This window comes from Sodalis sp. dw_96, assembly GCF_018449575.1.
GTDB lineage: Bacteria > Pseudomonadota > Gammaproteobacteria > Enterobacterales > Enterobacteriaceae > Acerihabitans.
Window position 1 is genome coordinate 35,345 of the sequence record NZ_JAAVUT010000016.1, and the last position, 26,797, is coordinate 62,141.

At 50.5% G+C, this 26,797-nt stretch carries 17 protein-coding genes and 1 pseudogene; 5 read left to right on the forward strand and 13 right to left on the reverse strand.

Annotated elements, in window-relative coordinates; translation table 11 throughout:
* Nucleotides 1–13: 13 nt before the first annotated feature.
* Nucleotides 14–823: an SDR family NAD(P)-dependent oxidoreductase gene (locus HB631_RS19795; protein ID WP_255557139.1), complete on the reverse strand. Its 810-nt coding sequence runs from the start codon at nucleotides 821–823 to the stop codon at nucleotides 14–16.
* Between the two features lie 58 nt (nucleotides 824–881).
* Nucleotides 882–1,202, reverse strand: a complete 321-nt coding sequence (locus HB631_RS19800; RefSeq protein ID WP_213992903.1) for a hypothetical protein — start codon at nucleotides 1,200–1,202, stop codon at nucleotides 882–884.
* A 505-nt stretch (nucleotides 1,203–1,707) separates the two neighbouring features.
* Between HB631_RS19800 and HB631_RS19805 the strand changes: the two genes are divergently transcribed.
* Nucleotides 1,708–3,087 carry a hypothetical protein gene (locus tag HB631_RS19805; protein WP_213992904.1) on the forward strand — a complete coding sequence of 460 codons (1,380 nt, stop codon included), beginning with the start codon at nucleotides 1,708–1,710 and terminating at the stop codon, nucleotides 3,085–3,087.
* A 99-nt stretch (nucleotides 3,088–3,186) separates the two neighbouring features.
* On the opposite strand, the gene HB631_RS19810 is transcribed toward HB631_RS19805, so the two are convergent.
* From HB631_RS19810 to HB631_RS19825, 4 genes are all read right to left on the reverse strand, one after another.
* On the reverse strand, nucleotides 3,187–9,048 hold the full coding sequence (locus HB631_RS19810) for a hypothetical protein (protein WP_213992905.1): 5,862 nt from the start codon (nucleotides 9,046–9,048) through the stop codon (nucleotides 3,187–3,189).
* An 837-nt stretch (nucleotides 9,049–9,885) separates the two neighbouring features.
* Nucleotides 9,886–10,887, reverse strand: a complete 1,002-nt coding sequence (gene gap, locus HB631_RS19815; RefSeq protein ID WP_213992906.1) for a type I glyceraldehyde-3-phosphate dehydrogenase — start codon at nucleotides 10,885–10,887, stop codon at nucleotides 9,886–9,888.
* Between the two features lie 304 nt (nucleotides 10,888–11,191).
* The gene (locus HB631_RS19820) at nucleotides 11,192–12,628 is read right to left on the reverse strand and encodes a sulfatase-like hydrolase/transferase (protein ID WP_213992907.1); all 1,437 of its coding nucleotides are present in this window, start codon (nucleotides 12,626–12,628) and stop codon (nucleotides 11,192–11,194) included.
* Between the two features lie 160 nt (nucleotides 12,629–12,788).
* Nucleotides 12,789–14,081, reverse strand: a complete 1,293-nt coding sequence (locus HB631_RS19825) for an MFS transporter (RefSeq protein ID WP_213992908.1) — start codon at nucleotides 14,079–14,081, stop codon at nucleotides 12,789–12,791.
* A gap of 287 nt (nucleotides 14,082–14,368) precedes the next feature.
* Here HB631_RS19825 and HB631_RS19830 point away from each other — a divergent pair, with 287 nt between their 5' ends.
* Nucleotides 14,369–15,163: a deaminated glutathione amidase gene (locus HB631_RS19830; RefSeq protein ID WP_213992966.1), complete on the forward strand. Its 795-nt coding sequence runs from the start codon at nucleotides 14,369–14,371 to the stop codon at nucleotides 15,161–15,163.
* Between the two features lie 4 nt (nucleotides 15,164–15,167).
* Here the strand turns inward: HB631_RS19830 and HB631_RS19835 are convergent, their stop codons facing one another.
* From HB631_RS19835 to HB631_RS19850, 4 genes and pseudogenes are all read right to left on the reverse strand, one after another.
* On the reverse strand, nucleotides 15,168–16,427 hold the full coding sequence (locus HB631_RS19835) for a Dyp-type peroxidase (RefSeq protein WP_213992909.1): 1,260 nt from the start codon (nucleotides 16,425–16,427) through the stop codon (nucleotides 15,168–15,170).
* Nucleotides 16,424–17,668: an iron uptake system protein EfeO gene (gene efeO / locus HB631_RS19840; protein WP_213992910.1), complete on the reverse strand. Its 1,245-nt coding sequence runs from the start codon at nucleotides 17,666–17,668 to the stop codon at nucleotides 16,424–16,426. The genes HB631_RS19835 and efeO overlap by 4 nt, the downstream gene beginning before the upstream one ends.
* A 14-nt stretch (nucleotides 17,669–17,682) precedes the next feature.
* Nucleotides 17,683–19,290, reverse strand: coding sequence for an iron uptake transporter permease EfeU (gene efeU / locus HB631_RS19845; RefSeq protein ID WP_213992911.1), 1,608 nt, complete (start codon nucleotides 19,288–19,290; stop codon nucleotides 17,683–17,685).
* A 310-nt stretch (nucleotides 19,291–19,600) separates the two neighbouring features.
* Nucleotides 19,601–19,732: pseudogene (locus HB631_RS19850) on the reverse strand (AraC family transcriptional regulator); the annotation flags it as partial.
* Between the two features lie 273 nt (nucleotides 19,733–20,005).
* Here HB631_RS19850 and HB631_RS19855 point away from each other — a divergent pair.
* The 3 genes from HB631_RS19855 to HB631_RS19865 all read left to right on the forward strand — a co-directional run bounded on the left by HB631_RS19855 (nucleotide 20,006) and on the right by HB631_RS19865 (nucleotide 24,013).
* The gene (locus tag HB631_RS19855) at nucleotides 20,006–21,475 is read left to right on the forward strand and encodes a nitrogenase component 1 (protein ID WP_213992912.1); all 1,470 of its coding nucleotides are present in this window, start codon (nucleotides 20,006–20,008) and stop codon (nucleotides 21,473–21,475) included.
* A 3-nt stretch (nucleotides 21,476–21,478) separates the two neighbouring features.
* Nucleotides 21,479–22,786: a nitrogenase component 1 gene (locus HB631_RS19860; protein WP_213992913.1), complete on the forward strand. Its 1,308-nt coding sequence runs from the start codon at nucleotides 21,479–21,481 to the stop codon at nucleotides 22,784–22,786.
* Nucleotides 22,787–23,008: 222 nt separating this feature from the next.
* Nucleotides 23,009–24,013: a cysteine synthase family protein gene (locus HB631_RS19865; RefSeq protein ID WP_213992914.1), complete on the forward strand. Its 1,005-nt coding sequence runs from the start codon at nucleotides 23,009–23,011 to the stop codon at nucleotides 24,011–24,013.
* Between the two features lie 29 nt (nucleotides 24,014–24,042).
* Here HB631_RS19865 and HB631_RS19870 read toward each other — a convergent pair whose 3' ends face one another.
* The 3 genes from HB631_RS19870 to HB631_RS19880 form a co-directional block, all read right to left on the reverse strand.
* Nucleotides 24,043–24,441 carry a hypothetical protein gene (locus HB631_RS19870; protein WP_213992915.1) on the reverse strand — a complete coding sequence of 133 codons (399 nt, stop codon included), beginning with the start codon at nucleotides 24,439–24,441 and terminating at the stop codon, nucleotides 24,043–24,045.
* 196 nt (nucleotides 24,442–24,637) lie between these two features.
* Nucleotides 24,638–25,477: a pyridoxine/pyridoxal/pyridoxamine kinase gene (gene pdxK / locus HB631_RS19875; RefSeq protein WP_213992916.1), complete on the reverse strand. Its 840-nt coding sequence runs from the start codon at nucleotides 25,475–25,477 to the stop codon at nucleotides 24,638–24,640.
* Between the two features lie 152 nt (nucleotides 25,478–25,629).
* Nucleotides 25,630–26,793, reverse strand: coding sequence for a mandelate racemase/muconate lactonizing enzyme family protein (locus HB631_RS19880; protein ID WP_213992917.1), 1,164 nt, complete (start codon nucleotides 26,791–26,793; stop codon nucleotides 25,630–25,632).
* Nucleotides 26,794–26,797 lie beyond the last annotated feature (4 nt).

Here is a 26,797-nt window from a genome sequence, read left to right on the forward strand (position 1 = left end):
CGCAGGGGATAAATCACATAAAACGGTCCGCTCCGCCGGACGCTTCCACCGTGTGCCCGGTGACGAAATTATTACGGGCCGACAGCAAAAAGGCCGTTATGGCGGCAATGTCTTCCGGCTGGCCAAAATGACCGACCGGGGTTTTCTCCCGACCCAGTTGCGCGATAATTTCCCCGTCGCTACTGTCTTTCAGCTCCGGTCTGCGCGCCCGGACGCCGGGCAGCATATTTCGCGCCCAGTTCTCGGTGGCCACCGCGCCCACGCCGATGGCGTTCACCAGAATACCGTCGGCGGCGACATCCAGCGCCAGGCTTCGCGTCAGGTTATTGATGGCCGCGCTCAGTGCGTGAGACACGGTGAGCGGCGGATTGGGGAAAATGCCGCCGATAGAGGAAATATTCACGATGCGCCCCCACCGGCGCCGCTGCATCCCGGGGATAACCTCGCGGCAAAACCGCCGCATCGCCGAAAATTTCACTTCCGTCATACTGTGCCAATCCTCCTCCGAGGTGGTCAGCAACGTACCGGTATGCGCCCGCCCGGCGTTGTTGACCAGTAAATCGATGCCGGGGAAATGTTGCAGCGCCTCGCTGACGACGGCTTGGGGAAAATCCGGCCGGGCCACGTCGCCGGCAACGGCCAGGGTTTTTACGCCGTATTTATTTTCCAGCGTTTGCGCGGCTAAGACCAGGCGCTGTTCGTTTCTGGCCACCATGACGAGATGCACGCCGTTGTCCGCCAGCTCTTCACAGATACTCAAACCGATACCGGTACTGGCGCCGCTCACCAGGGCCACCTTACCCGCGATCTTCAAATCCATCATTTTTCCTTATTCAAATCCGTCGGCGGACAGCGGCATCAGACGATGCCCATCATCGCCTTTACCAGGGCCGACGGTTACCGAGATAATCCAGATAGTGATGCCGCCCTGAACCGCGATAGCGTTCAATCACTTCGGCCATGCCGTTCACGCTGGTATTGACGTCAATTTCCGCTTCAACTGTGCCGTCAAGGGTACCCATGGCGGTAGCGACCCAGCCCGGATGAATGGACAACAGGCTATGGCCCGGTTCCCTGATATCGGCATAAATACCTCTTGCCAGCATAGTGAGCACGGCTTTACTAGCCCTGTATAACTCCAGACCGAGGCCCGGTTCAACATTTTTTTCAATGCTGGCGCGGTGGGACGACATAAAAGCCATGGCGCCCCGTTCCATGAGGCGAAACGCATGCGTGGCCTGCTGCTGGAAAAGGCCCGTTCCTTCTGGCCGGATGACGGATTTTCGGCCTGAGGGCCGGTGGTGGGGGGATACTCACCCCATCGCCAGTGAGCCGGGACGTGAACAGCGGAAAATATACCGTTGAAACCGTCTTTGGGCCAGGCGGTATAGTTCGGCGGATCCTGCGTTAAAAGCCATTATGCCGGTGGCGGAATGTTTGAGAATCAGCTGATTATAAAAGCCGGCAATAGTCATTATCTCTTTCACCATAATGACTTAACCCATCCATAAATCCCTATCTAAGCTTTGTGTGTTTAACGCCACGACGCTCGCCAGGAAAGCTCGCCGGCAAAAATATCTCCCGCGCCGGTTCAGGACGTGGAGCGGGGGGATATTACCGGCCAAATGTGCGGACAGGCCGTTAAATAACAACAAAGCTGAGAGTTCTTCAGTGCCAAATTTTCGATGCACTTAAAAGAGGAAATATATGGATATCTCCCCAACCTCAACCCCCAGCCTTCCTACAGGCGCAGTAAATGGACTTGACCACGGCAATACTCAAAATAAAATCCTTTTCGATGAGTGGGATACTTGGGCCAAGCAGGCGACCGCCGGCGGATCGGAGCAGCGCGACATCGCCGTAAAACACCTGCGCGATTGTACGGAACGAGGCGCCACCTACCTGAATTTGAATTGTCTGCATCTTACAAGCTTACCGGACAACCTGCCGCCGAGTCTGCTTACTTTCAAAGCCAGCGGTAACGCTTTCACCACCCTGCCGGAACAACTGCCGCCGGATCTGGAAGAATTGGACGTAGACAATACGCCCCTAGAGAGCCTACCGGACAACCTGCCGACGACAATGCATAATCTCCATCTTAGCGGAACCAAACTGGCGGTGATTCCTGACAATCTGCCCTCGGGCCTGAAGGTGCTTCATCTGAATAACGTCCCAATCAACAGCCTGCCGGCCAGCATGCCAACGAGCTTGCAGGCGCTGTTTGTCGGGGGGACCAAACTGAACGGCCTGCCGGACCAAATGCCGTCCGGCCTGCAGGAATTACACCTTGAGGGTACCCAGATAACCAGCCTGCCGACGGGTGCTTTGCCGGACGGATTGCAGGTGCTCGGGTTGAGCGGCTCGGCAGTGACCAGCCTGCCGGAGAAGATGCCGTCATCCTTAAAAACCCTGAACGTCAACAATACCCAGTTGAGCAGGCTTCCGGCTCAATTGCCCTCTGGCCTGCAGATTCTCCAGGCCAGCAATACCCAATTGGCGGCTTTGCCCGCCAATTTGTCTACCACATTGAAGCTGTATATCGCCAATACCCCGCTGGCAGTCTTGGTTGAGAAGCTTTACCCCGGTGCCTTGCTGGCCGGTGGACTCCTATCAATCGGTCTGTTACCGGGGGGCATCCTGGCTGGAGGGATTATCGGAGGATTGCCCGGCGGGGGAGATGTGGGGGGAATAATCGGCGGCTCCATGGCCGGAACCATAGGACAAGTCATACCAGGCGGCGTAGCAGCCGATGAGGTCCCCGGCAATGCCATTGAAGGAGGCGTGCCTGGCGAAGGGATAGCCGGTGGCGTCATTGGTGGTGCCATTGGGGGCGTCGTGCCCGGTGGATTGATGGCGAATGTCGTCACCAGAAGTGCCATTGGGGAAGGTGTGCCCGGCGGGACGATAGCCAATGGCGTCACCGGCAATGTCGCCGAGGGTGACACACCCGAAGAAGCGATAGCCAATGGCGTCACCGGCAATGTCGCTGGGGAAGACACACCCGACGAAGCGATAGCCAATGGCGTCGCCGGCAATGCCGCCGGGGAAGACACACCCGACGAAGCGCTAGTCAGCGAGGGCGCGTAAAGCGGATAGTCCGCTATGCGCGGGTACTTGTGGGGGCATCCGCCCCCTGTTTCATCTCATGAAATGTGTTTTGACAAAAGGTAATCCCTACCCGGCGCATCAAGGAGTGGAAAACCTTTTCCAGCCGTTGCCGATATCTTTAAAACGTTCAATGCTACAAATGATGTCAAAATAAAGCTGGAAATAATTGTCATCCGGATCATTTTCCTCAAATCGATAATCAGTTATGAGCCTTTTAAGCTCTATTTCCGTTTCCTTTGCGATATCAAAATCCATTATAAATTGGTGTAAAGGTAATATACCCAGAATTAATTTCGCTAATGCGGTTTGTATGCTGGGTATGTAAGGTAAGCCGATGAATTTTGGCTCGCCGGCCACTGCTCGTTTGCCTCGGATAGGAAAGAATGTTGTTCTCAGTTGCGCAAGATATGAAACAAAATCATGTAGTTGAGTATGCATTGAGATGATACCCTGCAACTGGTCATTCTGCCTTTCGAAGACATAACGATTTTTATTGCCCGTCAGGTCGGTGTTCATAGGCTGATAAATATGAAACCACGAGGGATGCCTCTGTTCAATGTCTTTGCTAATCATGCTGGGATAGGCTTTTACCCTTACCTGCAACTCATTTGCCAGGACTTGCGCCATGGAATATTTGCCGCCAAACCCGCTAAAACATGAAAAGAGATCGATTTGTCGCAGTGTAGCCAAAGGGTAAGTGTCAGGCTTGGCCAGCATAAGGCCACGGACAACATGGGAAAATTCCATTGCGTCCATGTAATTGACATTGAAGGGCATACCATGCACTTTGATCTGAATATGGTCTTTAAGACTAGGGACTTGACTCATTTCCCAATGTTTACCCAGCAGCATCTCTTCCCGAGGCATTGGAATCAATTTCTCAATGACTTCCTCGCCATGACCTTTCACCGCCAAGGTCTTTAATATCATTTTGGTGGGGGCAATTGTCGGCAATGTTTCTTCGCTGCCTTTTATACTGCCGGCAATAACGGTCAATTTCATATTATTGTGCCTGAGCTCCAAGGTTTTTCCATAAAACACACCTAGTTCTTCAGCCGTTAATATGGCAGGCCGATCAGACAGCTGGGGGTCGAAAAAAGCATTGCCTATGCTGGCGAAACGCCCATTGCCGATGCTCACCTGGGCATGACTCAGTATGCCAATCTGATCGTAATAGAGCACCAATTTTCCTGGATTAATACGTATAAATATATCAAGGTTTGGTATCAGCGCGCCTGCATCTAAAAAAGCGCCGGCGGGAATAATATTGGATTTCGAAATATTAAGTTGACTTAAAAGTACTTTCGCTTGGTCTTTATCAATAAAGCCTGCCTCTTCAAGTACCTTGGGCGGTAGGGCTTCAAAGGGCGTCATTGATTTCAAATTTCTGAAGGATTTTCTACAGATACCACGGAAACCGGGACTGTTTCCGGATGTTATTGGATAGGCCTTTTTCATAGAGGTGTGGCTGTTCTTCAATACGGAACTCAGATACCATGCCGGTTCCCTGAGCAGATACGAATTTTCGATTACCTGTGAAGGTGAAAGGTGCCCTTTTTTTGAAAATAACAAGGCCTCATCAATATCGATGTAATCTTTATATTTCACTAAAGTCAATGTTGAGGGTAAATCGGTTTTGTATTTTCTTAGCCAATCATTTTCTAAATAGACCTGCGTGGTGCTGGTGTTTATATTTTTTGGCGGCCTAAGTGCCTGCAAGTCTAAAATGTAAACATTATTACCGATTTTATAATTAATCAGAATATGATTAATAGGGCTGTAATCAAGTTTGTCGATCCAGAAATTGATGGCCCGGAAACTGATATTCGTCTCGAATTTAGTCGAGAGACTATAAAATTCCTCAATTAGATTATTTTGTAACGAAGTATAATCCTCACTGGAGAAAATCTGGGCTTTGGAGACGTTACCCTTAAGCCGATCGGACAATGCCAAGAGTATGCTATCTCTGCTAAAATGAGAGGATAATAGCTCATTTATATAATAATCATTTTCCGTCAAAAAAAAGCTCAGCACCCGCAGGTGGCTTTCTGCGTAATTATCTTCAGTGGCGTGGCTCATCAGCACAGGGGGAAATTTTTCAAATTCAATATCCGGGATAATATTTTTACCCGTCAATGCAGGGGCATGATATGAAAAGGCCGGCGATTCAATTTTAACATCCAATGGATTAATTTCCCAAGCGTTTACTCCATGTGGCGCAACCGCTACCGCATTGTTCATGCCTTCGTTTGCACCAGGATCAAGAACACGCCAAACGTTGTTTGTCTCATCGCGCTGAACTTGGAAAATATCGTTCCTATCTTTAATAAAATGCCGGGCAGTTTTACTCCATTCATCTTCAATATAGATGCCATCCCTAAGCGGCTTCAGTTTTTCAGGAGTTGTTTTCATGCTCCATTTATTGCGCAAATTTTCCCGAAATATTCTTTGTGTCTTCGTTCTTGAATTAACAAAATGCATATTTATCTTCAAACCTTTATAACATATTAAGGGCAAGCGCAATGTCGATTGTAGGGATAAAGGCAGTGGACTAATAAATCCTAATAAATCACTCGACGCTTTTTTCGCTAAAGAGAGAGACATGCCCGGTAAGATTTTTGCAAATTCAGCGATTAAAAAACTCCTGAATAGTTGTTTGGGGATATTTTTGGATTTAGCAGAGCTCAAAATAGTCACTATAAAATTCTTTGGAAGCCTGCCAGCGACAACTCCTGCGGGAATTAGAGTAATGAGTAAATCAAAAATATCAAAAATGACATCTTCGAATCTGAGCGTCATATCGGCATCATACCAATATTTCTCTAAGGTATGATAAAAAGGGATATTCATTGTAATAAAATCAATCCAAGTTGGTTTAATTAAAGAAAATTTTAGACCATTACAAATTTCCAATAAGGTTTTAACATTCAAAGTGTCTATAAAATCTCGTAAATTTTGATTAAGATCAATTTCTTTTACCGCGGAGAAGGTAATTTCCGATGAGGGAGTTGAATATTCATTTTCCTGCGGTTTTATTAATAATAAATCCATAGAGAAATTGCTATCATTGTTGTCTTGTTCAGATGAACAAAAGAGCAGTTGCAACTCGCGCAGGGTGACGGCGAATTTGTTGCGACTTTTCGTCTCCAGCCGATCCGGCGCACTCACCCATTCCTTTATTATACGTGAAATAAATAAATCATCCATAAGCTCGGTAACATCATTGATATAGGTAAAATCCGCAAGGGTCGAAATAAGAAATAAACGATTCGTTTCTGTTTTGGCGATGGACACAAAACCCAGGTTTGTCGCTGGGCTTAATACGCTGGGAGCATTGGCCAAGGTGTTTTGGATATATTTTCTGGAGTAAACCTTAAAGGTGTAAACTTCTTGGGGATTGTAAATCAGATCATAATAGCCAATGGATGAGTGTTTTATAGCAAAAAATGTTTTATATTTTGCTTCTCTTTTAATAGTGTTTATTTTATAATCAATAAATTGATTATAATAATCACGTTTATCGTCAAATTCATTGGAGGGTTTCAAAGTGTAAACGCTTGAGAACCTCTCCGATGCCGCCAGATTGAGTTCCGTGGCAATGTTATGTTCTTGCTCGACAAATTGACGGACGATTGTCAAGACATGAGCATCTCGCAGTGTATGGGATAGGCTTTCTGCTTTGAGTGTAGAAAGATACCAGTAGGCTGCTGCCGATATTAGGACAGATATATACCCTTGACTGACACTGTCTTTATAAGATATCAGGTGTGAATCATAATCAGTTCGTATTAAATCACTCGGGAAAGTCAGCGCCACCGCTGCCAGTTTAGCCTGAATGATGCGCTGTTCCTCACTTTCCGCTTCTATGAATTTTCCATTGTCCAAGATGCTGCTGACTATCTTATTAAAATCCATTTGTAAGGATATTAAAATATCGGAATTTATATATGAAATTTTATCATTAAATAACTGAGTATTATAATCATTCTGCCACGTAGCGGGTAAGGCTATGTATGTTTTTTTCTCTTGACTGGAGTGAATTATTTCAAAAAATAATTTTTTAGCCCTTTTGAAGGGCATGAGGTTTATCTCGTGCCAAGGATCTACATTGAGTTCTTTTTCGTCGTTTTCTCTAAATAATTCTATTACTTTTAGGGTCTTGGTTAAATTAGAACCATGCTCGTTACGCAAGTTTAAATAATTTGTAAGTTCAGCTGAAAAGTTCTTCAAAAGGTCATCTTCGATAACTTCATGTTCTGGCTGTTGAAATAATGTGTTATATTTTGTTAATTCTCCAGGCATTAGCAGATTTTCAGTTTGTAAACTAACGTCGTTTCCTCGAGTAAATTCAAATACGCTGTAAAAAATCCTCTTTTTAATTAAACTGTTAGCTATTTCTATGTTTTCATTAAATATTGCTTCCAATAACTGCATGTCATTCTTATAAAGTACCCTTTCCAGGGTTGTCGAATTTGGAACAGCGTTGAGTTCATTGCAATAATGTATTTTTGCTTCTTCCATCAGTAATAATATTTTATAATATTTAACATATTTTTCTTTTTGCTCATAATCGGCATCTTTATATAATGCGTGAATGGTACCTTTCGCATCTTCAAATGTTACGCCTCTTTTAAACTCTAGGGTTTCGTAAATCATGTCCATTTCAGATTCACTAAATAAATTCTTTAAATCAATTGCCTCGGTTTTAAGAAAGCGATTAATCTTGATTTGTTTTTTTTCATATTTTTTTATGGCGGTTTGTGTAGCAGTGCTTACTTCAGTCCTTTCAAGACAGCCATTGATAATTTTTTCAACCATACCTTTTAAGAGAATAAGATGCACATATTTTTTTTCTTTTGATAAAATATTGCCTTTATCAAAAGTTAGCTGTACTTTTTCCCCAATATACTGATCAAAAGACAATAGCATTTCGAGGGAATCAGCGGAAGGGGAGGGGGTGAGAGAGAAAACTGACACCCAATGCTCAAATTCACTCTGAGCATCGCGGTGGGGCATTGACAGTGTCGTTTTTTTTCCATCGATCATAAAGGTCAACGATTTATCGACTACAAAATAGTTATCTTCGTTTAAGTAGTCTCTGGATGGATGGCATCCGTTTCTCATGGGAATAGGGGTTATTTCATCCTTAATAAGATCTTTAATATCATTGGGCCACTCTTCTTCAAAAATATCATCTGGGGAACCCCGTGTTTCAGTTGCCGCCGCTCCTGGTAAAGTGAATGCATTCAACAGGGCTTCTGCGGGTCGCATAATGATATTCGTCCAGACTGAAAAAATAGGAGAATACCAGGAATGTGCGGCGATTTGCGGCACAGCCGTTGATGCCGCGGTTGCAGACTGAAAGCCATCGTATCCCGGACGGGGTAGATCGGCATCACTCTGGCGTGTTGCATGCTGTGAAGGAGGCTGACAAAAAGCCATGCTTCCGTGGGCCCATGCCAGCATCAATGAGGAGATAACACTGTTCTGATTGGCTGAGGTATGTTCCAGATGATAAAGCGTGCCGTCGGAAACCATCATCTTACCTGAAAGATTCCCCACGTATATTTCTCTCCCGCTGGGCAAAACGACTATTTTGGCCAATATCGAGCTTTTTTTCCCCTCAATGGATAGTGTTACGTATTTACTTCCTTTCGCTTTTAATAAAAAATCGATATTCCGCTTTAATTCTGCGACACAGGAAAATAAATTATCCGCATTGATTTCTTCTTGCGCACAATGTTGTAGGTTATTCTCTGCAGAAGGAGGTGATACCTTATGACGCGCCGTTTTTTTTTCCCATCCAGAGGCCATGCTTCCGCTAGCAACACTGCTATCTAATGATGATTGATGCAGAACGGGGGGAGGGATAATGCCCGAAGTCTGCGGATGGATGATGTTTGGCGGATAAGAGTTGCCAGAACATGATATGTTGTTCATTTTTAAACTCCTGATATTATATGAAAAATTGAAATTGATGCTTTGTCTCTTTTTACTAAAATGACCAAGAATTGGCTATATACTTGCATTTTGTAATGTAATTTTTTTCTATAAATGAGTTTGGCATTTTTCTGCGTCTATAGTCTTCGGGGGTACTATTGATTTTTTATGTTATATTAATGACTAGCCTTCTATAGGTTTAAATTATATTCATCGTTAAGTTTATTTAATTATGTCAATTATTGTCTTGAGCTTTCCTCTTTGTATTTAATATAGACCTTACCTGTTAAAAATTCTTTTGTCTGCTTAATTAGAGTCGCTTCCGGTTAACAACATGATGAACCATAATATGCAGGGTCTCAACGGCAGGTTGTCATCTATTCCCTGATGGTCCTCGAATTATCTAATAGCCGGAGACAATATTTTCCAAACGTTTAATAAAGAAAACTTTACATCAAGTACATATAATGAGGGCGGCCAATGAATGTTGCCAATATATCTGATGACGCCCACCGCGCTCACGATAAATGCCTGACGTTAGAGTTAACAGGAGTGACAGCACAGCTACGCTGCTTAACGGCATACTCAGACTAAGAGCCAACACTATTTCTGATTCCTAGCGACATTAAATTCACCGATAACATTATAAAAGATCTTTCGGCAAGAATGCATTTTGCCAGATTGGTTTTAATTTAGACTGTGTTTATTACAGACAGTACCTATTTAAAAAGATTTGTCCGCACAATTACTTGGCGTTTTGGTTAACAATATGATGATTTTAAGATGAAAATTTTTATAGCCTTCTCCGGGAAGAGAAGGCAGGAAAGATGTGGAAAATCAGTATGCCGCGACTTTATCCAGCACGCGTACCAACTGGGTAACGAAACCATACTCGTTATCATACCAGGCGACGGTTTTCACCAACTGCAGGTCGCCAACTTCGCTGACTTCGGTTTGGGTGGCGTCAAACACCGAGCCAAAGTGGGTGCCGACGATATCGGAAGAGACGATTTCTTCTTCGGTGTAGCCAAACGATTCATTGCCTTCGGCGGCTTTTTTCATCGCGGCATTGACTTCATCCACGGTGACTTTTTTATCCAGCACCGACACCAGCTCGGTAACCGAACCGGTGAGGTTCGGCACGCGTTGGGCATGGCCCTTCAGCTTGCCTTGCAGTTCAGGAATAACCAGGCCGATGGCTTTCGCCGCACCGGTGGTGTGGGGAATAATGTTTTGCGCCGCCGCGCGGGATGCGCGCAAATCTTTGCCACGCGGGCCGTCCACCAGCGACTGGGTGCCGGTATAAGCGTGAATGGTGGTCATGGTACCGATTTTGACGCCGAAACTGTCATTGAGGACTTTAGCCATCGGCGCCAGGCAGTTTGTGGTGCAGGACGCGACGGAAAGGAAGGTGTCTTCGGAGGTGATGGTATCGCAGTTCACGTTGAAAACGATGGTTTTCATATTGCCGGCCGGGGCGGATATCAGCACTTTTTTCGCCCCCGCGTCCAAATGAGCCTGAGCTTTTTCACTGGAGGCATAAAAGCCGGTCGACTCAATCACAATCTCTACGCCAAGCGTGCCCCATGGGATATTTTTGGCGTCTTTCTCGGCATAGACCGCGATTTTCTTATCGTTAACGATGATGGCGTCGTCGGTGAAATCCACCGTGCCGTGAAAGTCCCGGTAGCTTGAATCGTGTTTCAACAGATAGGCCAGCACCTTGGGGGAGGTGAGATCGTTAATGGCAACGATCTCCACTTCGCTGTTAGTTTCCAGAATCCGACGCAACACCAAACGTCCGATACGACCAAAACCATTGATACCGATCTTTTTCATAACTTACTCCTCATAAACAAAATTTGTCAGTAATAGATAACCGCTTTTCATGAGCAAGCCTTCGTGCTGTTACATAAGACATTACTAAGATAGCTAAGTATTAGCCAGAGGGCAGCAGGCGCAAAGCGCTCTTAAAGCCTGTTGGCTGTTACAATCAACTGTATTAATTGATGTTTTATATAACTGAATATTTTTTTACGAGATATGACTTATGTTAATGGAAACAGCTTTGCCGCGTGGGTTAAGTAAGCTATAGGGCGCCGGGGCGAGTTCAGACAAGGTTTCGGCTCACCCCGTTTTGGGCTCACCCCGCTTTGGGTGCCGGCCAATGCCCGCCGCGCTGGTTATTAAGCCCGTAATCGATAACGGGATCCATCGGAGCTGAATCCACGACCCCCGCCAGTTTGCCGTTCTCAACCCACTGTTCATCCCCGCCATACAAATTGGCAATCAAAAAAGCTGTTAATCTATTAACCACCGTCTGGACTTCGGCGGTTGCGGCAAGATTGTGCGTTTCATCCGGATCTTTCCGCAAGTCAAAGAGTTGCAGGACGTTGCCGTAGGGATAATAGATCAGCTTATACTGTCCGTCGGTGACCATGCGGGTGGCCACCACCCCTTCGCATACCTCGCCATAGAGCATGTCGCGCCTTTCGCCCTTCAGCAGATCGCGGCCTTCTGCGGAGGCGGGAGAGGCGATGCCGCAGGCGTTGAGCAGCGTCGTCATGATATCTTCAAGACAGGCAACGCGGTTATCCGTCATTCCCGCATAGGCGCCAAGCGGGCGCCCGGTAAGTATCAGGGGCACGTTGGTTGCGTTCCGGTAGAAAGTTCTTTTGGCCGTCAGACCATGGTCGAACAGCGTGTCGCCGTGATCGGCGGTGAAGGCAATGATGGTGTCGTTCAGCAGTCCCTCTTCCCGCAGTGTGCCTATCAGCAGACGGATTTGATGATCGATATGGGTACACAGGGCGAAGAAGGCCCGTTTGGCTCTTTTTATATCTTGCGGGCTGTAGGGGGCCGCGTCCCGGCGGTATCGCTTGAGCATTGCGGCGTCGGCGTCCAGCCAGTCTCCCATCGGGGCCGCGGGGATATCCACCCCGTCGTACATATCCCAGTAGGCTTGCAGAGGCACCAGCGGCGGATGGGGATGTACGTATGACAGGTAGTAGAATGCCGGCCGCGTCGGGTCTTTGCGTTTAATCATTTTGATCATCTGCGAGGTGGCCCAGGTTGTCTGGTGGGCATCCTCGGGCAAATGCCAGGGGCGGGTGTAATACTGGTTATTGGACATGCCGTGGGCATATTCTTTACCAAGATAACCATTCTCTCCCAGCCATATCTCATAATCGTCGGTGACGCCAAAGTTGTAGCGGGCCTCTTCCGAGAGAATGACATCGTCAAAGCCAATCCGGTTGCGCTGGGGATAGACGTGAAGTTTGCCCACCGCGTACGCCTGGTATCCGGCGTCCCTGAACGATTGGGCCAGCGTCGTCACGTTCGGCATCGGCAGCCTGTCGGTATAGACACGATCGCCGTGCGTGCGGGGAAATGTGCCGGTCATAAGCGAGCGGCGAGCCGGGATGCAGACGGGGCAGGTGCTGTAGCAATTCGTAAACCGGGTACCGGTCCTGGCCAGATGGTCGAGGGTGGGGGTCATTATTGCGCTGTGGCCTGCGCATCCCATCATTGAAGCGGCCCAGTGGTCCGCGGTGATCAGTAATACGTTCGGAGCGGTCATAGTCATCTTATCAGGCAGCGGAAATTGACGGTAATGTCGTCAGGTTAAACCGATAATAGATCGTACCGGACGCTCTGAACAGGCAACCTTGTCGGAACGTTTGGAACGGACCATACATTAGAACAGGCAACCTTGTCGTACCGGCGTTCTTTGGACGCCGTCAACCCGGCGTGACCGCAACCGTCTCGTCCTTCCGGGGGACCGTGGAGGGAAGCATCGTCCATAGAATGATGGACGAGAGCACATCGAAAAAGGCCAGGCAAATGAACAAAGGATTGTAGCCGATAGTGGCGACGGTGGCGCCGATGAGCAGGGAGAAGCACGCCTGGCCGAGCCATGCCGCCGAGCCGGTCCAGCCGCTGGCGGTGGCGACTTCGCTTTTTGGGAAAATGTCCGATGCCAGGGTGATGAGCGATCCCGACAGCGCCTGGTGGGCGAATCCGCCGATGCAGAACAGGAACACCGCCGTGTATTTGTCCGTTGCCAGCCAGATGCACGCGGGACCAAACATGAGCAATGCCCCAAAGATGACCACAAGTTTTCGCGACGTAATCAGGGACACGCCGAATTGATGCATGAATAACGGGCAGAGATAGCCGCCGACGATGCTGCCCAGATCCGCCGCCAGGAACGGCATCCAGGCGAAGAGGGCAATCTCCTTGAGGCTCATGCCGCGAACGGTGGTGAGATAAATCGGGATCCAGAACGTGAACGTCGCCCATGCGGGCGCCACCAGAAAGCGCGAGGCCATCAGTGTCCACAGGTCGCGTTTTTTGAGCAGCGCCGTCCAGGACGTTTTGCCTGGCTTGACGACGGGTTCGGCTATGGACTGTCCGGCGACGATATAATCACGTTCCTGCGGGTTCAGACGGCGATGGCCTTCCGTGTCTTTATACACCAGAAGCCAGACGGCGACCCAAAAGAGGCCGAGCACACCGGTTATCAGGAATGCCGCCTGCCATGAGTAGCTTAGAATACACCAGACCACCAGGGGAGGCGCTATCATGGCGCCGATGGAGGTGCCGGAGTTGAACCAGCCGGTTGCCACGGATTTCTCTTTGTCGGGAAACCACTCCGCGACAACCTTCATGGCGGCGGGAATGGCGGCGGACTCGGAAAAGCCCAACAAGCCCCGAAAGAAGGAGAGGGATAACCAGCCGGTGGTAAAGGCGTGCAGCATGCACGCAACCGACCACAGTACCGTAAAGACGGCGAACCCGATGCGGGTGTCCATGAGATCCAAAAGGTATCCCGCAATGGGCTGCATCACCATATACGCACCCTGGAACGCGGCCACCACATAGGAATACTGCTGCGTCGTGATGGCCAGATGCTTGCCGATAGTCGGCATTGCCACGGACAGGGCGCTTCTGTCTAAATAATTCAGGACGACCCCGAACATGACCAGTCCGATGATCCACCACCTAAGGCCCTTGACGTAATTCGGTTTCATTGCACTTCAATCCTCTCTGTGCGCGCTGCCGGCGCGCTCCTGGCATTCCACTTTTTTTGATGTGCTTTTTGTTGCCACAAAACTTATACGCTTGGCGATCAAGAGGGTGCAAATAACATAATCCACTAACCATTTGTCTTTAATGGGATTAAACGGCCCAGGCGATGAAAGGCGCCGCACTCATTTTTATTGTTCTTTTGTACAACGCTTATCATCCCGCGCTGAGGCGCTTATTATCAGACAGAGGTCTCGCAGCTTTTTCCGTTCATCGCAACAGGAGCCTGATGATGAAAGTCGCCATGGGTCAGTTTATGGTCGCCCGCGAGTGGCAGGCCAATGCCGAAACCTGTATCGCCCTGATGAACCAGGCGCGCCAGGGCGGCGCCGATTTGCTGGTTTTGCCGGAGGCGGTGCTGGCGCGGGATATCGCCGATCCCGATTTTGCGCGTAAAGCGGCGCAGCCGCTGGACGGCCCGTTTGTCACGCAGCTGCTGGCCTCAAGTCGCGGCAACAATATGACCACCATGATGAGCGTGCATGTTCCCGCGCCGCGGGCTAAAGCCTGGAATGTGCTGATTGCGCTGCGCAACGGCGACATTATCGCCAGTTACCGCAAGCTGCATTTATATGATGCTTTTTCCATGCGGGAGTCCGATAACGTCGCATCCGGCAACGAGATCCCGCCGCTGGTGGAGGTGGCCGGGATGCGCGTGGGACTGATGACCTGTTATGACGTGCGCTTCCCTGAGCTGGCCCGGCGCCTGGTGCTGGACGGCGCCGATGTGCTGGTGCTGCCGTCCGCCTGGGTCAAAGGGCCGCTGAAGGAGATGCATTGGGAGGTGCTGGTGACCGCCCGTGCGCTGGAAAATACCTGTTATGTGGTGGCGGTGGGAGAATGCGGTCCTCGCAATATCGGCGGCAGCATGACGGTGGATCCGCTGGGCGTCGCCATCGCCCGCGCGGCGGAAGCGCCGGCGCTGGTATTTACCGAACTCTCTCCCGAGCGGATTGCCTATGCGCGCCAGAACTTGCCGGTGCTGGCAAACCGCCGATTTTCTCCTCCGCGGCTCAATGATGAATAACGCCTCATACAAACAGGTTGCCGCCGATGTAGGAACCCACGGGCGGGGCGGGAGGAGCGAAAAAGATCCCCGATCCGATATGGGAAATATATTCATTAAGGCCGTCGGAAGCACCCAGCCTGGTTTGCAGCGTCTCGAACGCGGCCGGGTCATTCTGGTAGCTGATGAACAGGAGTCCCGCATCCAGCAGCCCGACATTGTTGATGCCGTCGGTATAATTATACGAGCGCCGCAGGATTTTAAGGCCGCCGTTGTTCTCATGAGCGGCCAACGCAATATGCGCGGTGGCGGGGATCACCAGGTTGCCGTCGGCGCCGGTCTTATGGAAATCCGGCGTATCGAACTCCTTGACCCCTGACAGCGGGGCGCCGGAAACCTTGTGGCGGCCAAACACCGCATTCTGATTGCTGACCCGGTCGGTATCCCAATTCTCGATATGGATCTGAATTTTGCGCACCACCTGATAGCTGCCGTAACGCTGCCAGTCCGGGCCCTCCTTTATCCAGACAAATTTTTCAAAGTCCGCGGTGTCCATGATATTCCGCGTGCCGTCTTTGTATCCCAACAGGTTGCGCGGGGTGGACTGGCCTTTGCCGGCGGAGGCGCGGCCAAAGCCCATCACCGTCCAGCGGGTTGACGCCGCGCCGGTATCCTTGGCGATACGGGCCAAATCCCGGATGGCATGATAAGCCACCTGAGGGTCGTCTGCGCAGGCTTGCAGCGAGAGATCGCCGCCGGTTAATTCCGGCTTCATGGCATCGCTGGGCAATTGCTTTAACTCGCGCAGCAACGGGGGCTTATGCTGTGCCAGGCCATAGGTGTCGGTGAAAACCTTGGGCCCGAGACCCACCGTCACCGTAAGGGAAGCGGGACCGAGATCCAGTGCCTCGCCGGTGTCGAAACCGACGCCGAAGTCCCGCACCGGCTCCACCTGGCCGATGGTCTGTCCTTTCGTCAACTGGGCGATGGCCGCCGACCAGCGTGCCAGCAGGACTTGCAGCTCCGTGCGTTGGGTGGTGGTCAGATCAAAGGTCATGAAGAAGGTATAGCGCTGGGGCGGCGTACGGATGCCCGCCTGTTCGGCGTTGCCATAGAAAGGGTGGGACCGCGTCAGGTCCACGCTGTCCTTCTCATCGGCAGGCAAGGATTGAGCGGCGCCCGCGTAGGTGGATATGCCCAGGGCGCCCACCACCGCGCCGCGGATCACATCGCGGCGGGAAAACTCCCCGGTCGGTCTGTCGACCGGGGTGTCTTTATCACTCATAGTTTATGTTCCTTGCCTGCGGTGGCGACTTTTTCGGAAATTTTGGACAGCGGCTCCTGGAGGGCCTGGATGCTCTTGCTGAGTTTGCTGGCATCGGAGGCTTTCAACTGCTCGGTATAGAGTTTGTAACCGCCGGGTACGCCTGGATCGCGGTAGGTTTCCAGCAGGGTATGCACGGCGGCAAACTGGGCGTTGACCTGTTTGGTGAGGTCGGGGTCAATTTTTTCCATACCGGGTTCAAGGAAAGCGAAAGCCTGTTGCGCTCCTTCGACGTTGCCGGCGAAGTCCACCAGGTCATAATGACTGAAGGCTTCTTCCTCGCCGTTGATTTTGGTGGATTGCACTTCCTCAAGGAGATCGGCGGCGCCGTTGGCAAGATCTTCAGGTTTGTAGTTCAGGGATTTCACCACATTGTCGAGCTTGATGACGTTAGCCTGCAACTCCGCCGCCAGCTGTTTGGTCTGGTCAGTGATTTTTCCGTTCTGGAACAAATCCCGTTCGATGGCGTGGAAGCCGTGCCAGCCGACTTTAGGATCAAGGTTGGAGGCGCGCATGTCGATGAGATAATCGAGATTACCCGCGTTGTCGGTGGCTTTGAAACCGGGCAAAACGAAACCGTCCACATCCGATTCAACGCGTTCATAGAACGGGCGGGCCTGCGGGTAATCCGCTTTGGCTTTGGCCAGATCGCCGGCGTCAATGTCGGATTTCAGCCGGTCCACCGCCGTTTTCATGGCGTCAACCACCCCGTTTACATAGGTGGCATAACCTTTGGTGCCGACGGCGAGAATCGATGCCGTGCTGCCGGTGGGCCGCGCCGCGCTTTTGCCGGTGACTCTGAAATTCACCATCTCATGCTTCGCGCCGGGGCAGTAGATCTGATAGGCGCCGCCGTCAAGGGTGAGTGTAAAGCTGACGGTAGGCAAGCCGGGCGCCAGATTCTCTTTCTCCCCCAGTATGCGGTTGTTGCTTTGCAGTTCTATCTCGGTGATGGCGGTGGCGGTTTTGTTGGTTACCGAAAAGGTCACAGGGCCGGCTTTGGCGAAACTATGATCGAGAACACAGGTGCCGTCATTATCACCGGTCATGGTGATATTCACCTGTGAGACGCCGTTTTTTACCGGCGCCGGGGTATTGTCCGCCAAGGCATTAATGGAATAGATGCCTGAAGAGAACAGGATAAGCGTCGTGAGACCGGCGGTGGTGATGAACGGCCGTGACGGTTGGGTGGTGCTCGGCATGTAGTGCTCCTTTATTAATCCAGATTATCGGCATTAAGACTGTGGTGTGGTTTTGAATCGGCGGTGACGGCTTTGGCGGCGCGGCACAGCCGAATTAGAATTCGGGCGGCGGAAATCATGAGAAGAATCGAGGCGATAGCCAGCGCGGTCGGCAGCACTACCGCCCAGAACTGCCGTTCCTCCCGAGCGAACACCAAGAGATTCATGGCGGCGACGGCCTTGTCCCGGTACGCCTCATCCACCTGCCAGTGACAGGCGGCGGGCGGAGCGCCGGCATCGTTTACCATCAGCGTACGGGGGGTCTGCAGACCGCTGCCGGACAGCGTGAGCAGGTTATTGACGCTGCTGCCGGCATCCAGCAGTACGCCGTCGGCAACCCACACCCGGGTGGAGCAATTCATCGACAGGGAGGCATTGAAAGGTCCCGGATGCTGCTGGGGATTAAGGCCGATGGGGATGCGTCCGCCATTGAGCGTCACGACGTCGTCGAGGGTCACCGTAGAGGGTGAATCAGCCACCGGGCTGGCGCCGCTGAGGGTCCAGACGGAAGCGTCGATGCCTTCATATTGCTCCTGCCGGCGCTGATCTTCGGACAGGAGCAGCGTTTTCCCTTGCCCATCGTTGAGAGCAACTTGCAGGGTGGCCGGGGAATCCTCGGACGCCGCTGTCAAGCGAAGGGTGCCGATGGGCTGTGGGGCGGCGTCCGCCGCGGCTACTATCGGGGCCCGCTCGGGCACCGCGGGCCGGGGGACCGGATAAAACATAACCATAGCCAGCGCAACGGCGGCGAACGCCGCGGCCGCCGCTATCTGAAGCCGGGCGGCCAAACGCGGCCCCGGACGCAGGGATAATGGCCAATAGACAAATAGGGCGACCACGATGAGATAAATCAGCCAGCCCGCCACCTCAATCTGCCTGGGGTCGGCGGGGATACCCAGTACGCCGGTAATCAGCGCGGATTGTATGGTCCCGGGCGCCACCAGCCACGACAGGTTCATTGCTGCCTGTTGACCGACATTCAGCCAGCCGGCCTCATGGGCGGTGCGCAGGGAGGAGATCACCAGTCCCGCGGCAACCAGAATCAGGAAGGCGCCGGTAAAGCTGAAAAACCGGGACAGATTGATTTTCACGCCGCCGATATAAATACCCCAACCGATAACAACGGCCATCAGCAACCCGATGACGGCGCCTGCGACGGCCATTTGCGCCGACTGCGCCACCGAGAACGTCGCCAATAGGAACACGCTGGTTTCGAAGCCCTCTTTCAACACCGCCAGGAAAGCCATACTGGCCAGCGCATAGGCACTGGCCTGGCTTAACGCGTTCGCCGCTTCGGCCTCAAGCTGCCGCCGCATATCCTGTGCGTGGGCGTTCATCCAGGCTATCATGCCGGTGACAAAAAACACCGCGACGGCGCCGATAATGGTTTCCATTCCTTCCTGGCGGGCCTGGGGCAGGGACTGCTCGGCCACGTCAAGGCCGACGCCGACGATAATGGAGAGTATCACCGCCAATACAACGCCAATCCACATGGCCGTCAGACGTTTCCCGTTCTTGCGCAGAAACGCCGCTATAATGCCGACTATCAGCGCGGCTTCCAGACCTTCACGCAGGCCTATCACGAGTGTGGCTAACGTTTTGGACCTCTTTCAATTATTTTTAGGGGTAAAATACGAATGAATATTAATACCATTAACATTAAGAATGAGGAAGAAGAGAAAACAGGGAGAGTAATGAAACGTATCGTAAAGTGTAAATAAATGTATCCGGCGGGTTTTTCACGACCGACGTCACGCTCTGGCGCCACAGCATGAGCGATACGACCAGTCGAAATATGTCATCCCTAGTGCAAAGCCCCTTTAATTTCCACTGCGCGGGCTACTGTTCAAAGATAAAGAGAAATCATGCTATATAATTCATTTCATAGAGATGACCTCGTGCTGACCAATCGGCGGAATGACGATAAACTCGCGGCGTAAGGCCGAACTGTTTTTTAAAGGTTTGGGTAAAGGTTTGCTGGGAGTGAAAATGGTATCGCGGGGCGATATCCAAAATGAACCGGCTGCGGTAAACAATGAGCAACTCCTCGCCCGCGTCGACTTTGCTATCAACATCACCCTCCCGGCTGTAGGTGATGATGGCAAGGTAGGGGAAGATGTCAATGGCAATTCCAAGTCGTCATTAGGTGTTTAACCTGTCGCAAATAAAACATCATAAATAAATATACAAATTCAATATGGGCATTTTACTTCTGTAAAATTACGCCTTAAAGTTCGGCTATTAACCCACATAATATGCATGGTTATTGGGGGATACGGTCGTATCCTTTAAAAAATAATGAAAATAAACTCAATCAATATACGTTCTTCCAATGTCAGAACGCGCGAAAACCGGTTGGGATCCATTACCGGCTACCAGGGCGATTTGGCCAATTTGACTCGGCAGACCCGCTGCGGTCAGGTAAAAAACCGGGAGCGCTGCTTTAGCCAGTCAAGCACCTGCCTTTCCAGCTGTGCCATTTCACAACTGACGAGAATTATGGATGTCGCCGTTATTTACCACACGCCGGCCGGTTGTACCGCCGTGGCACCCGGTTCAACGGTTATCGGTGAACAATTGGCGGTGAAGGTTGGTAAGAAATATGAAACCGTGATTATCGGCACTGATATGAATGAAATAGATACCATTTTTGGCGGGTTAACTTCACTGCGTGAAATTGTATTAAAAACAGTCGAGACCTACCGGCCGAAGGCCTTGTTTATTTCCGGCTCCTGCGTGAGCGGTGTTATCGGCGAGGATATCGACGGATTAGTCACGGATTTAAAATCAGAATTGGACATTCCCGTTATCGCCGTGCACTGCGAGGGTTTTAAGTCCAGGATCTGGGCTTCCGGTTTTGATATCGCCGACCATGCCGTACTCCAGGGTATCGTTAAACCGCCTAAAGAAAAACGGCAGGTGATTAATTTTAAAAATTTCTACGAAAGCCACCGGCAGGAAATTACCGACCTGTTCGCTGGATTCGGCGTTAAAACCCAATTTTTGTATACCAATTCTTCGGTGGAAGATCTTTCCCATTTATCCGAATCCTTGGCGACGGTTTGTATTTGCGGAACATTGGGGACCTATTTGGGTAATGGGCTGGAATCGCTGTATGGCGTGCCTTATATCCGAACCCTTAATCCAATGGGCGTGATCGGTTATGAAGCCTGGTTACGGGAAATCGGCCGGGTTATCAATAAAATCTATGAGGTGGAGAGCTATATCGAACGTGAGAGGGCGATATACCTGCCGCAGATAACCGCGCTGGCCGAGCAGCTTGCCGGGCTGCGGGCGGTTATCGGCATGGGGCCGGGGTATACTTATGAGGTCGCGCGGGTTTTACAAGAACTCGGCATCGAAGTGGCTTGGGCGGCTGCCTGGCATTATGACTATAAACACGATAACGGGCAGCCGCCGCCGGCGATGGATTTCCTGGATAAGCACGCGGCGAATAATTTTCCGCTAAGCGTCGCGGATCAGCAAAATTTTGAAGTCATGAACATTCTCAATACGCAGCAGCCGGATCTCTATTTTTCGCGCCATCCTGGTTCGACGGTATGGGCGGTGAAACAGGGAATAGCCTCGGTGTACGTTGCCGACGAGTATATGATTTTTGGCTACAAAGGCATGCTCTCATTTGCCAAGACCATATTGGACACCGTGCGCAACCGCAGTTTTGAGAAAAATTTAGCTGCCCATACCCGCATGCCTTATACCGACTGGTGGTATCGGCAAAACAATGATGCGCTGCTGGAGAAAGAATAAGCCATGACAAAAATTCTCGATCAGCCAAGATATGTTTGTGCGCTGGGGGCCATGCGCACCGTACAATCCATTCCCGGCGCCATTCCCATTTTGCATTCCGGGCCGGGATGCGCGGAAAAACTGAATAATAATGCGGAAGGAAGTTCAGGGCATTTTTCACCGAATATTTTTCCTTGCACCAGTATCAGCGAAAAAGAAGTAATTTTCGGCGGTAACGATAAGCTCAAGGCCACCATTGAAAATGCATTGAAAGTCATCAATGCCGATTTGTTTGTGGTGTTAACCGGCTGTACATCGGAAATCGTCGGCGATCGCGTGGAGGAAATCAGCCGCGAATTCCAGCGGCAGGGTAAGCCGGTGGTATATGTCAACACCCCGGGTTTCAAAGGGAATAATATCCTCGGTCATGACTGGGTGTTATCGGGCATTTTTGATCAGCTTTTGTCGAAAGAGAAGGTTGTGACCCAAAAGGGATGTGTCAATCTCTTTGCCGGTCCCCCGCTTTATGATCCCTATTGGCTGGGTAATTTACGAACGCTCGAACATCTTTTGACCAGACTGGGCCTTAAACCCAACACCATTTTTGGCCATGACCGCGGTATCGGCAACATAAAAAAAATCCCGGCGGCGGAGCTGAATATTTTAGTGTCTCCCTGGGCGGGTATTCAAAGCGTTGTCTTTTTGCATGACCAATACGCTACACCCTATTTGCATTATCCGGTGTTGCCCATTGGCGCGTTTGAAACGTCGAAATTTTTGCGTGCGGTTGCCGAGGCCGCCGGCATTCCCCCCGAGGTAGTGAATAGCGTTATCGCTGAGTCCGAAGCGGAGTATTATTATTATATCGAACGCTATGCCAACACCTTTTTAGAGTTACGTATTATGTCCAAGCGCTTCGCAGTGGTGTCCGACGCGCAGTACAGCCTGGCGGTAACAAAATTTTTAACCAACGATTTGGGCATGTTCCCCACCAAACAATTTATCACGGATGATACGCCTAAAAAATACCGTTCTTTGATAGAAAATGAATTCAAAAAATTAAATTATGGTATCGAAACCGAAGTTGAATTTTCCACTAATGGTTATGAAATTCATGAAGAGATCGCAAAAGTGGACTTTGCCGGCATTCCATTGATTTTTGGCAGCAGTTATGAAAAAAAACTCGCCGCACGGTTGGAGGGGCTCTATATCAATATTTCTTATCCTATGCTGGAGAAACTGGTGATGAACAGCAGTATTGCCGGTTACAGCGGTGGGTTAAAGTTATTGGAAGATATTTATACGGTTGGCATGTCAAGATTGGTTTTATAGTTTATCTTCCTTAAATAAATAATTTATACCGGCCAATAACATTTATCGCAATCATAACAGTCATTGTATCGATAGTCTGCATAACGTATATGGCATACATAACCTGCGTGACGTGTATAAAATATGTCTCATAGGCGGGTTTTATTTTTAATTAATAAAATTAATGCCATTAGGAAACGCGGCGATTTAATTAATGAATTAAATTTTTAAAGAGGATTTATCATGGGCAGAAATATAAAGAAATCCATTGCGGAACTCATCGGTTATACCCCCTTGCTGGAATTATCTCAATACGAGAAACTGCTGGGCTTGGATGCACACATCATTGCAAAACTCGAATATTTCAATCCCAATAATAGTGTCAAAGACCGAATTGCCCTGGCGATGGTGGAAGATGCGGAAAACCGGGGATTACTGAAAAAAGGCGACACAATCATCGAAACAACCAGCGGCAATACCGGTATAGCGCTGGCTGCGATTGCTGCTTCACGGGGATATAAATTCAGAACCTATATACAGGATCGGGTGAGTATCGAAAGAACGAAAGTTATCCAGGCTTTCGGCGGCGAAGTCATAAAATTTTCGCAAGTGGAGCCCTATAACAGGATTATGGAAGAAACCCACGGGGATTTTATTGCGGCTACCCGCGCCCTGGTGGATGTGATTCTGTCAAAAGAAAAGAATATTTTCTTTTCATATCAAATTGAAAATAAAATCAATCCTGCAATCCATGAAAAATCCACCGGCCCCGAGATTTGGCGTGATACCGATGGCGATGTGGATATTCTGGTAGCGGCCGTGGGTACCGGAGGAACATTATCCGGCGCCGGCGCCTATTTGCGCAAAAAAAAGCCTCTTATCCACATCGTCGCGGTACAGCCGGGACCGGATTCGGTCCCAACCGACGACAATCCGGAACCGGATGAAATAGCCGGTGTCCATCGATTCTCAGACATGCCGCCGGATCGCATTCCCCATACTTTCAACCTGGACATCCTTGATGAAGCTATTGCCGTAGAGACCAGCGAGGCCAGAACGGCTGCCAGGGCGGTGGCGAAATCCGACGGAATATTGGTAGGGACATCCTCGGGAGCCGTTCTGCACGCCGCAACGCTATTGGCCAGACGGGCTGAAAATAAAGGCAAGACCATTGTCGTTATCTTCGCTGATACCGGTTTACATTATCTGTCTACCGATCTGTTTACAGAATCAGTTTCATCGGTATAGCGGCTCAATGGAGGAAACGCGAACCAGCGTTATGCCTGTTCCCGCAAGATAACCACCGATTTGGCGGCACTGGATCCTTTCCGGTAATCGATAGTGTTTCCCACGCCGAAATGAATGAAAAAATCCGGATAGCCATCCACCGGAAGCCAGTAGGCAATAACTTCCTTATCGGCGGTGGGTCGCATGATGGTGTAGGCCGCCTGCCCGAACTTCAGTGTCTTGTTGGCCAGGCATCCCTTGTGCGCCTCAGGCGAACCTTGCTTGGCACAGTTCATTCCCGGCTGTAAATAGCCCAGTTTCTGGTGGGCCTTGTTCAGCGCTATGACCTCGCGGCTTTTATGCACCAGCGAAGCCGGTTCCGGAAAGTTGTCCCACATCAGATGGAACGCTTCGATAACAGTATCGGGAAGTGCATTGTTTATTGGCATTACGCTTTTTCTCCCGTGGACGATAAGTCAAAAAAATGAATCGCTACCGATAAACTGTAAGCGTAGAACAGCCATAAGTCCATATTCTTTGTGTGGTTATCGTTCGCCGTCTTAAAACCCCCGGATCGGACGGCCCGTGAAGGCCCGACCTGCCCATCCGGTCAAAGATCGGCATTCAACATTAAACATCCAACGTTCAACGTTCAACGTCATGAAGCAACAACTCGCCATAGCCAAACTTGCGGGTGCGCTCAAGGGCCGCCATCACATCGCCATAGGAGCGCTCGATGGCATCCGGCAGGGTGGCGTTTTTCAGTAGATAACCGGTTAACGCCGCGCTGAACAGATCCCCGGTCCCTTTAGGATAAATGGCAATGCGCGGGTGTGAAAAAACCTGCTCCTTGTGCCGGGTCACCATAATTACCCGCAATTCATCATGACTGCCGCTGTTGTCCCCTGGCGCGGCACTGGTGACCACGACCCATTGGGTTCTGCCGGTGAGCAGCGTCCGGGCCGCGGCAATCACGCTGTTGATATCGGTGATGGGATGTCCGGTTAATAACTCAAGCTCAAAACAGTTAGGCGTCATCCCCTGGGCCAGGGGGAGTAAGGCGTCAAGATAAGCCTCGGTCATCAGGGGATTGACGTAAATGCCGGTGTCATAATCGCCGATAACCGGATCAATGATCACCTGTATATCGGGCCGGGCGGCGATAAGCCGGGCTAACCATTCGGCCAAAATTTTGGCCTGGGAAGGGCCGCCCATGTATCCCACCAATATGGCTTTGGCCTTCTCGGTGACGCCGCGATCGTGCAGGCCCTGCAAATAGCCGCTGAACCAGTCATCCGGCAGCGCACCGCCGTAAAGGGTGGGATAATGCGGTGTATTACTGAACATCACGGTGGGCACGGGGACAACGTTCAGCCCCATTTTCTGCAGGGTGGGGACGGCAACACTATTACCTACACAGCCATAGACGACCTGTGACTGAATGGAGATCACATCAACAGGCAGGGTTTTCAAAAGCTCGGTCATAATAAAAGAAAAGCTCAGACGACAGGGTGCCTTATTATAATGCCGTTAGCTTATAATCGATATACCCGTCATACTTCAAGATGCGGATGCGTTGGCAATAATCAGCCCCTCCCTGGGCGTCGCTCCTTAGTGTCCATGTCCCTGTCACCTGGTTATTGATCGACAATAAATCCGTCCAGATGGGGACGCATGGAAATCGGTTTGCTCAATGGCGGACGAATACGTTGCGCATCCGGTAATAAGCGCATGCCCAGACCGGCCCCGTCGGGAATATCCACAAAACCGTTCAACGGCAGGGGAACCTTATCCACGATATTGCTTCCCAAATGCTCGGGACGAGATTCAAAGATTCCCGCTTCAAACCCGGTGGCATATTCCTGGATGGCAAAATTGGGAATGGCGGCCGCCAATTGTAAACAGGCGGCCAATCCTATGGGGGACAAGGGGTTGTGGGGGACAACCTGGACATGGTGCGCTTCGGCCATCGCCGCGACTTTTTTGCCGCCGGTAATGCCGCCGCACAGGCACAAATCCACTCGGGCAAACTCCATGGCATTACGGCTTAACAGGGCCTGGAATTCATAGATTGTGGAAAAACGCTCGCCGGTGGCTATGGGAACATGGATTTTATCCGCCACCCGCGCCATGGCATCGGCACCTTCCGGCCGGATCGGGTCCTCCACAAACATCGGGTGATACTCTTCTATGCCGCGGGTAAATGTCACCGCTTCCGGCGGCGTCAGGCGACGATGAAGCTCAATGAGTAAATCTACCCGATCTCCGACCACTTCACGCATGCGCCGGACATTATCGATGGCATCACGCATTTTGCGAATGTGGGTTTTGAAATAAATCTGGTCATTGCCTTCGTCAAGGAAGGGGTTGAGATGACCGAATGCGGTAAATCCCGCCTCCATTTTAGCCTGACACTCTTCGAGTATTTTTTCGATGTTTTGCTCGTAGATATGACCGTATATCCGGGCTTTTTGACGAACCGGCCCCCCCAGTAATTGATAAATCGGCACATTCAGCGCCTGGCCTTTAATATCCCAAAGCGCGATATCTATCGCTGAAATGGCGGCATTGATGGCAAGCCCCTGGAAATAACTAAAGCGGTGCATCACATTCCAATGATGCTCGATATCAAAAGCCGATTTCCCTTCAAGGTATTCGGCAAAACGGCGGATTGCCGCGCCCGACGCCTCAATATGTCCCCAGGCACCCGATTCTCCATAGCCAACCAGTCCGCTTTCGGTTTCCACACGGGCAAACATGAACTGGCCGACATGTAATGGCTCAACCCGGATTATTTTCATAGGC